The organism is Streptomyces mexicanus (genome assembly GCF_902506575.1).
Taxonomy (GTDB): domain Bacteria; phylum Actinomycetota; class Actinomycetes; order Streptomycetales; family Streptomycetaceae; genus Streptomyces; species Streptomyces mexicanus.
The window spans coordinates 3,078,050-3,091,472 of the sequence record NZ_LR732544.1 but is presented as its reverse complement, the minus strand read 5'-3'; the positions used below and the strand labels follow the sequence as shown (position 1 = coordinate 3,091,472).

Sequence of the window (13,423 nt, the reverse complement as noted above, 5' to 3'; positions counted from 1 at the left end):
GGGGTACGGCCGTGTCGGTGAATCCGGCATTCGCGGCGGCCGATGGGGCCATCGGAGTGAAGCCGGGGCCGGAGTCCGGTGAGGGACCGGTCGCCGGGTCGGCCGGGTTGGTCCGGGGCGGTGCCTCAGGGGGACGGGTGGCCGTCGCGACGGACGCGTCCGCGGCGAAGGCCGTCCCGGGATCCACACCCCGATCCCTCCCCGGATCCGCACCCGGAGGGTGCGTACCATCACTCTGTGTGACTTTCGGTTCGATGAGGTCTGTCGCGGGCGTCGGCCCTTCGGACGTTCCGCTCACCGCTCGCTCCCGCAGTGCACTCGGTCTTCGTATCGGTCTCGTGGGGTGGCCGGCCGGGTGGCGCACGGTCGGCGGGCCCGTGTCCGCGCAGGGAAGTGCAAGGAAAGTGTGCCGATCATAGAGGCCGACGGCTGACCGCTTCCAGCCACTTGTCGGCCGCAGCGGATCACGGGCCCTCCTGGCAGATCGTTTCCGCACGCACCTGGACGGGTTCTTCAGGGGGCCGACCGTGTGTGACGTTCTGTGAGCGGTTCGGGAATGTCGCTCTCCGCGGGCCCGTCACGGTCCGGCAGGTCGCGGCGCGTCGCGCGCGGGGGCCTCTCACCTTGTGCTCACCCTTCCGGTGCAGGCAAACAGGGCGTACCCCTACAAACTCCCACAGGCTGGGTGCGGTGTCCCCGCGAACCGCCCCCGGAGGTCCCCGTGCCGTCTCAGCCGCCCTGGAAGGCGTTGCGCCGTGACGCCCTCCGGTGGCCGGGCCGGTGGCAGGCGCTGCCCCGACTGCGCAGTGCGGCGGCGGTGTTCAGCGTGCTCTCGGCGCTCGCGGCGACCTCGATCCTGACCGGGCCGTCGTCCGCAGAGCCGTTCTCGGCCGCCCCCTGCGCCCTGAGCAGGACGGACGCGCACCACTCCGAGGGCCTCGACACCTGGAACTCCGCCTACCCCCGGCCGACCCGCACGCTCGACGCGGTGATGATCTTCCTGTCCTTCCCCGACGCCACCCCCCTGACCACCCCGGACGAACTGACCGCCGACCACTTCCCGGCCCCCAGCCGGTTCTTCGCCCAGGCCTCCTACGGCAGGCTCACCCTGCGCCCGCACCCGCTGCGGCGCTGGCTGCGCATGCCGCGGCCGTCGACGGCGTACGCCATGCACCGCGAGTGGCACGCCGCGGACCGGGCCTCCTACCTGCACGACGCGCTCGCCGTCGCCGACCCGGAAGTCGACTTCTCGCGCTACGACATCGTCTACCTCGTGGCCGATCCCGACGCGCCCGGCGTCGACTCGGACGCCACGAAGGTCGTCAACCTGGACACCCCGCTGCATGCGGACCACACGGACATCGGGCGGGTGGTGACCGTGTTCGAGCGACACCCCCCGGACCGGCTGGTCCTCGCCCACGAGACGGGTCACATGTTCGACCTGCCGGACCTCTACCACCGGCCCACGGACGACAAGGGCGACTGGGACACCTACGTCGGCGACTGGGACCTGATGGGCAGCCAGTTCGCGCTCTCCCCGGACCTGCTGGCCTGGCACAAGTGGAAACTCGGGTGGCTGAACCCGCGCCAGGTGACGTGTGTGCGGGGGACCGGGCCGACCCGGCTGACGCTGGAGCCGGTGGAGGCGGGACCGGCGGGCCACGGCGCGGGCTCCCCCCTGTTCGGGCTGGGCGACGGGACGAAACTGGCGGTGGTGCGGACCGGGCACGCCAGTGCGCTGGCCGTCGAGGCACGGGAGTCCCTCGGCAACGACCTCGGCGGGTGCCGGGAGGGGGTGCTGGTGTACCGGGTGCGCAGCGAGACCGAGTCGGGCGACGGCCCCGTACGGGTGATCGACGCCCATCCGCACACCCAGGCGTGCGTGGGCACCTCCGTCTACCCGCCGCTCGCCGACGCGCCCCTCGGTGTGGGCGAGAGTTTCACCGTGCCGGGGACCGGCGTGCGCCTGTCCGTCCAGGACCGCACACCCTCGGGGGCGTACACGGTGGAGATCACACGCGGATGACACGACCAGAGGCCCTTCGCGTGCTGCGAAGGGCCTCTGCTGTCGGTGCGCCGCCAGGGACTCGAACCCCGGACCCGCTGATTAAGAGTCAGCTGCTCTAACCAACTGAGCTAGCGGCGCCTGCTGACGTCGTAGACCTTAGCACCCTGGTCGGCGCGAGGAGAAATCGATGGCCGTGCGGTCGACCGGGCCGCCCGCACGGCCGCCCACAGCAGGACCTCCGGGCCCGGCAGCCAGGGACAACGGGTGTCCGGCGCGACGAGCCAGCGCGAGGCCGACGGGGCGCCGTCGGGGCCGCCGGCCGGGTCCTGCGCCGGGGCTCCGGCCGGTGCGCGGTCCGGGGCGGCGGCGGTCGGGTCCGTGGCTGCGGCGGGTGCCCGGTCCAGGGCCGCGGCCGGCGGTACGAGGGCCGGGACGGTCACCGCGTCGCCCTTGCCGTGGCACAGCAGGGGCGGTACGCCGCCGGTGCGTCCGTCCCCGTCGTCCCGGCCCCGGGAGCACCACTCCTCCCACTCCAGCAGCGAGGGCAGCCGGTGCGCGGTGCCCGGCGCCGCGAACAGCAGCACCCGGCCGCGGTGCACGGCCACGGGGCCCGAGCCGGGGCCCTCCTCCCACAGCCGGTCCAGCATCCGGCGGCCGAAGATCACCGGCGCGTTGACCACGTCGAAGGCGGTGCCGCACGGCAGGACGACCGGGGCGTCCGGCCGCTCCCGCCACAGGGCCAGGGTGCTGCGGGGGTACGGTCCCGCCGAGGCGAGCCAGGCGGCGCCGTCCGCGGTGACGCCCGAGACGTCACAGCGGCGTCCGGCGACGGCGTCGAAGCCGAGGCGGTCCAGGCCGTCGCGACGGTCGAGGCGGTCGAGGAGCGAGGGGTTCCCGGTGCGGCTCATGCCGCACATGTCTACCGACCGTGAGAGCGCGCTTCCAGTGAGTTGCGGGAAATGGGGACACGACGGCGGCGAAGGGGGTATCTTGCCCGCTTGGCATATGCCGGGGTGATCGGCGACGTGCGCGGGACGGGCCGGTCGGGCTCGGGGCTGACCGGTCGGGCGCGGGCCTGGGATGCGGGTCCCGTGAGCGTGTGCCGGTTGGCCCGACTCACACCGGGTCGGCCGGGTTGGCGTGCACGCTCCCCTCGGCGCCGCGCAGCAGGTCCCGACCGAACTCGACCATCTTCTTGGCGTAGTCCTCGGTCCACTCCGCCCGCTCGGCGATGTCCGCCGCGCTCAGCCGGTCGAACCGGCGCGGGTCGGCGAGCTGCGCCGCCGCGATCGCCTGGAACTCCACCGCACGGTCGGTGGCCGCGCGGAACGCGAGCGTCAGCTCGGTCGCCCGTGCCAGCAGCTGCCGCGGGTCGTCGATCGACTCCAGGTCGAAGAAGTGCTCGGGGTCGGCCGCCGCTGCGGCGGGCTCGAAGAGCAGGGGCGCGGGGCGTAGCCGCGGTTCGTTGCGACGCGGCGTGGGCTCCGCCATGTCGTGTCCTCCTCGTACGGTTTCGATCGGTGCCCCGGCATCAGGGCCACCCTCCATTGTCGCGCGGGAGCGCAAGGGGGCCTTCGGGCGTCCGCGCCCGGGCGCGCGCGGGGCGTGCGCCCCGCTCGGGCGTCGTACCGCGCGCCGGCCGGTCACATCGCGCACCACGCACCACGCGCCGTCCGGGTCCAACGACGCACCATGTGCCGTCCGGTCGCACCGGGCCCCCGAGCCGTGCCCCGCTGGTGGTCAAGGACGCACGGGCGCGGGTTGTTCCCGTGGCCGGGGTCACGGCCGCCAGGGCACCCTGTGCTCCGACCAGTGCGCCCAGGTGGACATCATCGCCTCCCAGCCGTCGGGGAACTTCACCGTCACGCCCAGCTGGACCGGTTCCGTGGACGGGTGGTCGTCCAGCAGCTCGCTCACCCCCGCGCGGCACACCACGATGCAGGCGTGCCGGTGCCGGGAGGCGAGGACGCACAGGCGGCCGGTCTCCAGGTGGAAGGCGGTGGCGTCGGGCCGCCCGGACAGCGGGTGCAGCACGACCGTGACGTCGAACTCGCGGCCCTGGAGCCGGTTGGCGGTGTCCACGGTGACCTCCCGCACCCCCAGCTCCGCCAGCGCCGACCGTACCGCCGCCGCCTGGTCCCGGTGGGCCGTGCCGACGGCGATCCGGTCGGCGGTCAGCGGCGCCGGGTCCTCCGCCTGTTCCGAGACCGCCGCGCCGCCGCGCTCCAGCATCCGGGCCACGACCGCCGCGACCGCGCGCACCGCCTCCGGGTCCGTGCGCGGAGTGTGCCGCGCGGGCAGCTCCAGCAGGCCCCAGCCGGTCTCGGCGGCCTCGTCGATCACCCGGTCGGGCCCGGAGCCGTCCGAGGGGACGGCGAACCGCAGCCGCCGCTGACCGGGGCCGGTGCCGCTGCGGAACGGCGTGTACGGGGAGAACGCGTCCGACACCAGCGGCGCCGCCGACGCCGGGAGCCGCCAGGACACCGGCAGCCGGTGCTGGGGCAGCTCGGGGTTGTGCGCCAGCAGCGCCGTCACCGCCGACGCCGACGGGTCGTACGACAGCCCCGCCCACTGCTCGGCGCCGACGACGGAGAACGGGTCGAGCTGCCCGGGATCGCCCACGAACAGCGCCCGCTCGAACAACCCGGCCACGGCGAGCAGCGCGTCCGAGCGCATCTGGTACGCCTCGTCGACGATGGCGTGCCGCCACGGCTCGTCCACCTTCACGTGCGCCCACTTCGCCGCCGTGGACAGCACGACGTCGAGCCCGGCGAGGTCGGCGGCCTTGGCGGAGGTGCGCACGTTGGGCAGTTCGTCCAGGGCCTTGTCGTAGGCGTCGGTGTCGCTGCTGTGCAGCCGGCCCACGGGCAGGTCCGGGTTCTTCCGCGCGAGCCGCACCACCAGGTCGTCGACCTGGGCGTTGGTCTGCGCCACCACCATCAGCGGGCGTCCGGCCGCGGCCAGCTCCAGCGCGGCGCGCACCACGAGCGTGGACTTGCCGGCGCCCGGCGGGGAGTCGACGACGACACCGCGGTGCGGACCGTGCAGGGTGTCGGCGAGGATCGCGTCGGTGGCGCGGGCGGCCGCCGCGGCCGGGTCGAAGCCGGACCGGGCGGGGCCGGGGCCGGCCGGGGCGCCCCCAGCGGCGAGGTCGTCGGCGGGGGCGGTCACAGGACGTCCTCCTCGGTCACGGGGTCGGGGGCCTCCGGCGTGCTCGCCTCGCCCGGCGGGCCGCCGTGTGTCCACGGGGTGTCCTCCGGTTCGGGCAGCTTCGGCCCGCCGCGCTGCTCGTGCTCGAACAGCGTGAAGCACACCCGGTCGCCCTTCTCCGGCACGGAACCGGGCTCGGGCTCCTTGCCGCGCCCCATCTTGTCGAGGACGCGCAGCACGATCAGCGTGCCCGCCTGCGCGCCGCCGTCCGCGCCGTCCTCCTCGACCGCGACGCACTCCGCGGACTGCGGCTTGCCGCCCAGCGAGCGGTACACCCGGGCACGCTCGGCCAGGTGGGGCCGGTCGTCGGTGCGGACGGTGACCAGCGGGCGCGGGCTGGGCCGCTTGCTCTCGCTGTAGGCCATGGCGACGTCGACGACCTCCCCGGCGAACGCCTCCCCGGCCAGCCGCCGCCCCGCCATCACCAGCGGGTCGTCCAGCGCCTCCTGGGCGTCCAGGCGGGCCTGCTCGCGTTCGCGCGCGGCGAGTTTGTTCGCCGCGGTGACGGCGTCGTCGCGGCGCGGCTGCGGCGGCTCACCGGCCAGGACCCGGTCGCGGTGGCCGGTGAACGACCAGCGGTCGCGTGTCCACCGCCCCGCCACGTGCGCGGCCTCCGGCAGCGTCCGCAGCAGGTCCAGGCCGTCCCAGACCTTGTCCCACGTGGGGCGGGCGCACCTTTCGACGAGCGCGCGGATCTCGTCCTCCGCCGCGGTCAGCGCGCCGAGCCGGTCGTCGGCCTCCAGGCCGTCCTCGGGGGCGGCGAGGGCGCCGCGCGCGCGGTCGTAGCGCTCGATGGCGGGCGCGAGCGGTTTGTTGTCGAGCGCCGGGTCGGTGGCCGGGCCGGCCGGCGGGCACAGCAGCTGGCCGCCGGCGTCCCGCGCGAGTTCCGCGCGCAGGGCCGCCTCGGCGCCCGAGACGCCCTCGGGCGGCGCGATCCACGCCAGCAGCGCGCCCAGGTGCTGGTCCTCCAGGGCGGACTGGCCGGTGGTCCAGTGCCGGGCCAGTACGTCGCTCAGGGCGAGCAGCAGCGAGGAGCCGGGCACGCGGGCCCGCTCCCCGAAATGGGTGAGCCACCGGCCGAGCAGCGGCACCCGGGGCGGGGCCGGGTGCGGGGTCTCGGGGTCCTGCTCGGCGGTGCGCCGGAACCGCATGGAGCGCCCCAGCAGGCGGACGAAGTCGATGCCCGCGCGGCTCGGCACGATCAACTGGGGCGCGTCCGCGCACAGCTCGACCTCGACCTTGACCCGCTTGCCGGTCTCCGGGTCGGTCTCGGTGCGCTCGGCCGCCTCGACGTCGGCGGCGAAGGAGTCGACGTAGGGCAGGATCACGTCGGCCAGGTCGGCGAGGAACGCGAACCTCAGGTCGCGGTCGCGCGGCTGCGGCACGGCCAGCAGCCGCGGGGCGTGCCGGTCGGTGCCGACCAGCGCGCCGAGCGGGGCGCCCGCCTCACCGGCGGTGGTCAGCGGCACGAACACCAGCGGCCGCTCGGACAGGTGCCGGTGCCGTACGGTCGCGGCCGGTTGGGCGCGCCCGGAGTGCACCGCCTCCAGCCGGGCGAGCGTCGCGATCAGGGACACGGCGCCACCCCCTGTCCGGCGGCCCCGAGGGCCTCCGCGCGCAGGGCGGCCGCGCGGCGCAGCGCGGCCACCGCCGGGTCGTCCGCCTCGCCCGCCTCGCCGCGGGCCGCCGCCAGCACCTCCTCCACCGTCGTCAGGCCGCCCAGCTCGGCGCGGACCGAGCGGCCCAGTGCGGTCACCGCGCCCTCGGCGCGCGCCCGCGCCCGGCAGTGGAAGGCCAGCTCGCAGGCGGCCAGGCATTCGGGCGCGTACGTCGCCGGGACCGCCTCCACGGCGGCGGTCAGTTCCTCGGCGGGCAGCTCGGGGGAGAAGCACACGCCCTCGGGCAGCGCGTCGGCGATCTCCTCCAGACGGGTCAGGCGCGTCAGCTGGCGGGCGGTGACCGCGCGCTGCTTGCGCACGTCGACGGCGGAGGCGGTGGGCAGGTTGGAGAAGTCCTTGGGGCACACCAGCAGCACCCGCTCGCGCACCCGCGGCGGCGGCTCCAGCCGCGCGGCGACCTCCTCCAGCGCCAGCACGTACACCGCGGCCTGCCGCGCCGCCGCGCCGACCTTCGCCGGGTCCGCGGAGCCGTCCAGCACCGGGAAGGACTTGATCTCCACGACCGTCCAGCCGCCGTCCGGGTGCACCACCACCGCGTCCGGCTCCAGGAAAGCGGGCGAGCCGGCCACCTCCAGGGCGAGCATCGGATGGTCCAGCAGCGTCCAGGTGCCCGCCGCCGTCGCCTCGCGCAGCGCCAGCGCCGTACGCGCCGTGCGCCCCTCGGGGCCCACGGCGGTCAGGTCCGGCACGTGTGCCCGCTCGGGCGGCTCGGCGCCCGGGTCGAGGTGCCGGTGCACCAGGCGCAGCAGCTCCGCACCGCCGTCCGCCTTCACCCGCGCCTCGAAGGCGTGGCCGCGCACGAAGGCGAACTGGGACTGACCGAACGCCGCCGGGGCGCCCAGCGCGCTCGCCAGCGCCGCCTTGTCCACGCCCGCGCCGTCCAGCAGGGCGCGCCTGTCGCAGCCCGGGTTCGCGGCCAGCGCCGCCAGCGCGCGGGCGTCCATCGCCCGGGCCGGTACGCCCGGCCCGCGCAGCTCAGCGAGTCTTGCCCAGGCTCTCGGCTTCGCTGGGAACGCCCCATCCCGGCGCCCCGTCCCCGGCGTCCTGGGGGGAGGCACCCGGTTCGGCTCCGGGGCCGAGCCGTGTTTCGCGCTGCCGTGGAATTCGCTCACCCGCCGAAGTCTGGCACCGGCCACTGACAATCGCGGAACCCGCGCCGCCCTCGCCGCCCGCCAGGGCCGGGACACGGGCCGCGAGCACCGCGCGGGCCCGCCCCGCCGCGCGCCCCACATACGGGGCCAGCAGCATGCCGACGCCCATCACGGCCACGCCCGCGACCGCGTCCAGCAGGTAGTGGTTCGCCGTGCCCATCACCACGAGCGCCGTCAGCAGCGGGTAGGCGACGCCGGCCGCCTTCGCCCAGCGTGTCCCGCCGTGGCGCCACAGCATCAGCCCGCACCACAGGGCCCAGCCCACGTGCAGGCTCGGCATGGCCGCGTACTGGTTCGTCATGCCGCCCAGGCCGCGCGGCGCGCTGGCCTCGCCGCCCCACCAGCCGTAGGAGCTGTAGTGGGCCATCGTGTCCACGAAGCCGTGCTCGGGGGAGAGCAGCCGGGGCGGGCAGGGGGGCAGCAGGGTGAAGCCGATCAGACCGATGAAGGTGGACGTCATCAGCCAGGTGCGCGCGGCGCGGTAGCGCGCGGCGCGCGACCGGAACAGCCACACCAGGATCGCGGGCGTCACCAGGTAGTGCAGGGAGGCGTACCAGAAGTCGGCGGGGACGCCGAGCCAGGGCTCGCGGGTGAACAGGCGGTTGAGCGGGTGCTCGGCGTTGAGGTGCAGCACCTTCTCCACGCGCAGGATCGCCAGGCCGTGGTCCACGGCGTCCGTGACGTCCCCGCGGACGAGCAGCCGGCCGGCCGAGTAGCAGCCGTAGACCAGCAGGATCAGCGGCAGCTCGGTCCACCAGCGCAGCCGGGGGGGCGGGGCCGCCTCGGTGCGCGGTGCCGGTGCCTCGGTCTGCGGCATCCGATGCCCCTCCCCGTCCTCGTCGCAGTGCGCTGTTCGTCGCGGTGTGGTCGTCGTGGCGCCGCGTGCGTCGTGGCGCCCCGTGTTCGTCCGGGGTGTCCGGCCGGGCGTGCCACTTTACGGCGTATGCGCCCGCGTTTGCGGGGCGCCCCCGGCCCTGATAGACGCAACCCCCGACCCCCGGGTTGCTCCTGCACACGGTGCGCGATGATGGAGGAGTTCCGTCGGAAGATCTCACTTTTTCCCGAAAGGCTCCCCATGGCACCGCGCATCCTGCTGGCCCGGCACGGACAGACGGAGTGGTCGCTGTCCGGCAAGCACACCGGCAGGACCGACATCCCTCTGCTGGAGGAGGGTCGGCGCGGCGCCAAGTTGCTGGGCGAGCGGCTGCACCGGGCGCCGTTCGACGGCCTGCCCGGCGTGGAGGTGCGCACCAGCCCGCTCTCCCGCGCGCGCGAGACGTGCGAGCTGGCCGGCTTCGGCGACCGCGCGATGTGCTGGGACACGCTCATGGAGTGGGACTACGGCGCCTACGAGGGCATGACCCCGGCCGAGATCCAGGCCGAGCGGCCCGGCTGGCTCATCTGGCGCGACGGCGTCCCGCGCGGGGAGACGGTCGCCGAGGTGACCGCCCGCGCCGACGAGGTGGTGGCGTGGGCGCGCGCCGAGGACCGCGACGTGCTGGTCTTCGCGCACGGCCACATGCTGCGCTCCATAGGCGCCCGCTGGCTCGGCCTGCCCCTGGACTTCGCGGCCCGCATCCGCCTCAACCCGACGTCGCTGTCGATCCTGGGCTGGGCCTACGGCGAACCGGCGATCGAGAGCTGGAACGACGTGGGGCACCTGGCCGCCTAGCCGGGGCCGCCCGCCGAGACGACCGGGTGGGCGGGGCGGGCCGTCACGACGACCGGGTGAGCCGCACCGGCCCCGGACCACCCGCACCGGCCCCGAACACCCCGGACAGCCCCGAGCGGCCCGGACCCGACCGGCCACGATCGGCCACGACCGACCCCGGGGCGCAGGGCCGTTCGGCCCCGGGGCGCACGCCGGTCCGGGCCGGTTCAGATCGTGCGCGGCGTGCTCGCGTGGCGTTCGAGGAAGGCCGAGACCCCACTGGCCCGCCGGTGCGGGAGCAGCACCCGTGCCGTGCCCGCGAGCATCGTCCGGACGCGGGACGACTGGACCTGGCCCAGCAGGTCGAGCACGCGCATCCCGGCCGCCGCCGCCTCGTCGGGGTGACCGCCGCGGGCGAGGTCGTCGGCCAGTTCGGCGGTGTACAGGGCGGTGTTCCGGGCGAAGTGGGGGTCCTGCAGCTGCGCGGCCCGCCGCGCGTGCCGTGCCGCCCGCGTCCAGTCGCCCAGCGTGGACCAGCACTGGGCCTCCAGGCCCTCCAGCTCCGCCCGGCCGTAGAAGCTCATCCACTCCGGATCGGCCGGCGAGGGACCCCGCTCGTACAGGGCCTGCGCGCGGGCCAGCGCCCGGGCGCAGCCGGTGCGGTCGGCGAGCCCCGCCCAGCCGCCCGCCTCGCGCAGGGCCAGCAGGGACATCAGCCGGTCCGAGCCCAGGCCGCGCGCGGCCCGCTGCGCGGCCTGCGCCGCGCGCACCGCCTCCCGGGGCCGCCCGGCGTCCCGGGCGAGGAACGCCGTGTTGCAGAACGCGTGCGCCTCCAGCGCCGCGTCCCCGGTCATGCGCGCGGTGGCCAGCGCCTCGGCGTAGTGCGAGCGGGCGTCGTCGAAGCGGCCCGAGTCGTGGGCCAGCCAGCCCACCGAGATGGCCAGTTCACCGGCGCCCGAGTGGAGCCGGTCGGTGACGGCCTGCCGGGCCGCGCCGGCGTCGAGCAGCGCGTACGCGGCCCGCAGCGGGGCCGCCGCGCGGCGGTAGAGGCCGTCGGCGCCGTGCCGGTCGTCGAGCAACCGGATGTGGCGGACGGCCTCTTCGAGGGCGCCCGCGTCGCTCGCGCCGGCCCGGCGGACAGGGCGGTCCGCGGCCAGGGCGTCGAAGGCGAGCCCCAGGGGGCCCAGCGAGGCGGCGGCCACGGTGGCGCCCCCGCGGGTCATGAATGCGCGACGCAGCACGTCGCTCTCCTCGTGGTCTTCGTACGGGTGGTGCGGGTTCACAAACGGGTCGTGCGGATCATCGAGCGGTTCTGACGGTGCGTATGGCTCGTACGGTTCGGCGTATGCCGGGCGCGTGGTGCGCGAGAGGGGCGCGTTGTCCCCGGACGCGCGGGCCGCGCGCCCCCGGACCGCCGAGCGCGGCGCGAACCCCAGGTCGGTGAGGGTGCGGCCGGGGAACATGTGCAGGAACACGCGCTCGTAGGCGTAGTTGGGACAGCGGATCTCGCCCGCCTCGACCCGGCCGATGTAGCGCGCGTCGCAGCTCACCCGCTCGCCGATCTCGCGGGCGGCGCGCCGCACCGCCGCGGCGAACTCGGCCGGCGAGCGCTGGCCGCGCAGGCGCCGGAAGGCGAGATTCGGCCGCGGCGGCCGGGGGGACTGAGACGAGGTCACCGTTGACGACGTCATGGCCGGGCCCTCTCGTGCGAACCGTCGAACCGTGCCGGATGCAGGGCTACTTGCGGCATTTATACCCGTCGTCCAGGCGATGCACTGTTTCTGATGACCTGTTTCCGACGGGCAAGAACGTACCTGCTGTGTCCGGCCCGCCACGCTGTGTTTGGCTACAAACCGGATATCTCATCCGTGATCTGCCATGAACTGCCATCCTTTGTGGCGGACTTCGGCCGTAGCCGTTGACGCGCTGCCGCGTTGAACCCCACGGACCGGGAGCCACCGGCTCCCGACCCGCTCGCTCACGAGGAGGGGTATCCGTGGTGGACGCCGGGATGCGGACCGACCCGAACGCCGGAGCAGGGGCGCCGGCGGTGACGGCAGACGGATGCGACCTGGTGACGGTACCGGCGCGGCAGGGCCTGGAAGCGGTCGACATCCTGCGCCGCGGTGCCGTCGACGCGGTCGGGCCGGTGCTGCACGACGGCGGCGGCGACACGCTCGGCTTCGTGGTCCCGCCGGGCACGGCCGCGGCCTGGGACCTGCCCGGCAGCACCTGCACGCGCACGGACGGCCGCGGTCTGCGCCTGGCGCCCGAACCGCCGGTGGAGGGCTCGGCCTGGCTGGTGCCGCCGGCGGAGGCCGACCTCGCCACGGACCCCGCCGTACTGCGGCGGGCGCTGGGCGAGGCGGCCCGGCTGATCGAGGCGGCGGACAACTGCCGCTGACCCGGCCGCCGCGCGCCCGCCGCGGCCGACGCCCGCGAGCCAGTCCGTGACCGGTGTCCGCGAGCAGATCCGCGGCCGGTGTCCGCGAGCAGACCCGCCGCCGGTGGCCGTGGGCAGGGCCCGGGGGCGGGGTCCGGCACCGCTCCTCGCCATGGCGGACAATGGCGCCATGGGAAGGTCCAGGTCCAACGGCCCGCGCCGGGAGCGGGCGGCCGCCGAAGCCGTCGTGGAACAGGTCGACGGCGGGCTCGCCGAACTCCGGCCCGACCGGGAGCGGGCGCGGGGCTGGACCCTGCTGATCGACGGCGCCCCGCAGTCGTACGTCGATCTCGACGACCCCGCGTACCTCTCCTTCGAGTACCAGCGGCGGCTCGGGCACGTCATCGACCTCGCCGTGCCCCCCGGCAAGCCGGTGCACGCCGTGCACCTCGGCGGCGGCGCGTTCACCCTCGCCCGCTACGTCGCCGCGACCCGGCCCCGTTCCACCCAGCAGGTCGTCGAACGGGACGCCGCCCTGGTGCAGTTGGTGCGCCGGGCCCTGCCGCTGGACCCGGGCGCCCGGATCCGGGTGCGGGCGCTGGACGCCCGGGAAGGACTCGCCAAGGTCGCCGACGGCTGGGCCGACCTGATCGTCGCGGACGTCTTCAGCGGCGCCCGGACCCCCGCCCACCTCACCTCCACCGAGTTCCTGGACGAGGTCCGCCGGGCCCTGAAGCCGTCCGGCGTCTACGCCGCCAACCTCGCCGACGGCCCGCCACTGGCCCATCTGCGCGGCCAGATAGCCACCGCCGCCGCGCGCTTCGGCGAACTCGCGCTGATCGCCGACGCCGCCGTGCTGCGCGGCAAACGCTTCGGCAACGCGATCCTCGTCGCCTCCGACGCGCCGCTGCCGCTCGCCGAACTCACCCGGCGCGCCGCCTCCGACCCGCACCCCGGCCGGCTCGAACACGGCCGCGCCCTGACCGACTTCACCGGCGGGGCCGCCCCGGTCACGGACGCCGCGGCCGTCGCCTCACCGGCCCCGCCGCCCTCCGTCTTCCACTGAGCGGGACGGCCCGGCTCAGTAGGACCCCACCTCCACGTGCGGCGGCCCGTCGTGCCAGGCGCAGATGACCGACACCCGGTCCGCGCCGGAGGTGAACTCCACCCGGATCCAGGTCTCCGTCTTCCACACCTGCATCGACCAGCCCGGGCCCGGGGACGCCGACACCAGGGACGCGGACGCCGCGCCCAGGTCGAACACCGCCCGGCCGCCGGCGGTGTCGTAGCTCTTGACGTGCCCGGAGGGCGTGGTGGACGGGCGGTGTTCGACCTGGGCGC

The 13,423-nt window shown here is 75.6% G+C and carries 11 protein-coding genes, 1 tRNA gene and 2 pseudogenes; 4 read left to right on the top strand and 10 right to left on the bottom strand.

Annotation, left to right across the window (positions count from 1 at the left end):
• A pseudogene (locus GV126_RS36445) lies at window positions 1–187 on the bottom strand (hypothetical protein); the annotation flags it as partial.
• Between the two features lie 534 nt (window positions 188–721).
• Between GV126_RS36445 and GV126_RS13785 the strand changes: the two are divergent.
• A complete protein-coding gene (locus tag GV126_RS13785) occupies window positions 722–2,026 on the top strand; it encodes a M6 family metalloprotease domain-containing protein (RefSeq protein WP_159666217.1) in 1,305 nt (434 codons plus the stop codon).
• 46 nt (window positions 2,027–2,072) lie between these two features.
• Here GV126_RS13785 and GV126_RS13780 read toward each other — a convergent pair.
• From GV126_RS13780 to GV126_RS13750, 7 genes are all read right to left on the bottom strand, one after another.
• A tRNA-Lys gene (locus GV126_RS13780) sits at window positions 2,073–2,146 on the bottom strand.
• Window positions 2,137–2,916, bottom strand: a complete 780-nt coding sequence (locus tag GV126_RS13775; RefSeq protein ID WP_236569981.1) for a bifunctional DNA primase/polymerase — start codon at window positions 2,914–2,916, stop codon at window positions 2,137–2,139. Before GV126_RS13775 ends, GV126_RS13780 begins: the two co-directional genes overlap by 10 nt.
• Window positions 2,917–3,124: 208 nt before the next feature.
• Complete coding sequence (locus GV126_RS13770; RefSeq protein ID WP_159666214.1) at window positions 3,125–3,499, bottom strand: DUF8844 domain-containing protein; 375 nt, start codon at window positions 3,497–3,499, stop codon at window positions 3,125–3,127.
• Between the two features lie 288 nt (window positions 3,500–3,787).
• Window positions 3,788–5,179, bottom strand: a complete 1,392-nt coding sequence (locus tag GV126_RS13765; RefSeq protein ID WP_438947842.1) for an AAA domain-containing protein — start codon at window positions 5,177–5,179, stop codon at window positions 3,788–3,790.
• Window positions 5,176–6,795, bottom strand: coding sequence for an amino acid adenylation domain-containing protein (locus GV126_RS13760; RefSeq protein ID WP_159666211.1), 1,620 nt, complete (start codon window positions 6,793–6,795; stop codon window positions 5,176–5,178). The genes GV126_RS13765 and GV126_RS13760 overlap by 4 nt, the downstream gene beginning before the upstream one ends.
• Window positions 6,786–7,955: a hypothetical protein gene (locus tag GV126_RS13755; protein WP_419795989.1), complete on the bottom strand. Its 1,170-nt coding sequence runs from the start codon at window positions 7,953–7,955 to the stop codon at window positions 6,786–6,788. The genes GV126_RS13760 and GV126_RS13755 overlap by 10 nt, the downstream gene beginning before the upstream one ends.
• Window positions 7,873–8,865 (bottom strand): phosphatase PAP2 family protein, encoded by a 993-nt coding sequence (locus tag GV126_RS13750; protein ID WP_159666208.1) that lies wholly within the window; start codon window positions 8,863–8,865, stop codon window positions 7,873–7,875. Before GV126_RS13750 ends, GV126_RS13755 begins: the two co-directional genes overlap by 83 nt.
• Window positions 8,866–9,123: 258 nt before the next feature.
• Between GV126_RS13750 and GV126_RS13745 the strand changes: the two genes are divergently transcribed.
• Window positions 9,124–9,720, top strand: a complete 597-nt coding sequence (locus tag GV126_RS13745; protein ID WP_159666205.1) for a histidine phosphatase family protein — start codon at window positions 9,124–9,126, stop codon at window positions 9,718–9,720.
• A gap of 206 nt (window positions 9,721–9,926) precedes the next feature.
• Here the strand turns inward: GV126_RS13745 and GV126_RS13740 are convergent, their stop codons facing one another.
• On the bottom strand, window positions 9,927–11,390 hold the full coding sequence (locus GV126_RS13740) for an NsdA family TPR-like regulatory protein (RefSeq protein ID WP_159666201.1): 1,464 nt from the start codon (window positions 11,388–11,390) through the stop codon (window positions 9,927–9,929).
• A gap of 305 nt (window positions 11,391–11,695) precedes the next feature.
• Here GV126_RS13740 and GV126_RS13735 point away from each other — a divergent pair, with 305 nt between their 5' ends.
• Window positions 11,696–12,103: a hypothetical protein gene (locus tag GV126_RS13735; RefSeq protein WP_419795990.1), complete on the top strand. Its 408-nt coding sequence runs from the start codon at window positions 11,696–11,698 to the stop codon at window positions 12,101–12,103.
• A gap of 169 nt (window positions 12,104–12,272) precedes the next feature.
• Window positions 12,273–13,148 carry a spermidine synthase gene (locus GV126_RS13730; protein ID WP_159666198.1) on the top strand — a complete coding sequence of 292 codons (876 nt, stop codon included), beginning with the start codon at window positions 12,273–12,275 and terminating at the stop codon, window positions 13,146–13,148.
• A 15-nt stretch (window positions 13,149–13,163) separates the two neighbouring features.
• Here GV126_RS13730 and GV126_RS13725 read toward each other — a convergent pair.
• A pseudogene (locus GV126_RS13725) lies at window positions 13,164–13,423 on the bottom strand (hypothetical protein); the annotation flags it as partial.

What these genes read in the sequence shown, in the direction of transcription:
- GV126_RS13730 (WP_159666198.1), top strand. Translation starts at nt 12,273, where the DNA reads ATGGGAAGGTCCAGGTCCAACGGCCCGCGCCGGGAGCGGGCGGCCGCC.
- GV126_RS13770 (WP_159666214.1), bottom strand. Translation starts at nt 3,499, where the DNA reads ATGGCGGAGCCCACGCCGCGTCGCAACGAACCGCGGCTACGCCCCGCG.
- GV126_RS13745 (WP_159666205.1), top strand. Translation starts at nt 9,124, where the DNA reads ATGGCACCGCGCATCCTGCTGGCCCGGCACGGACAGACGGAGTGGTCG.
- GV126_RS13740 (WP_159666201.1), bottom strand. Translation starts at nt 11,390, where the DNA reads ATGACGTCGTCAACGGTGACCTCGTCTCAGTCCCCCCGGCCGCCGCGG.
- GV126_RS13750 (WP_159666208.1), bottom strand. Translation starts at nt 8,865, where the DNA reads ATGCCGCAGACCGAGGCACCGGCACCGCGCACCGAGGCGGCCCCGCCC.
- GV126_RS13775 (WP_236569981.1), bottom strand. Translation starts at nt 2,916, where the DNA reads ATGAGCCGCACCGGGAACCCCTCGCTCCTCGACCGCCTCGACCGTCGC.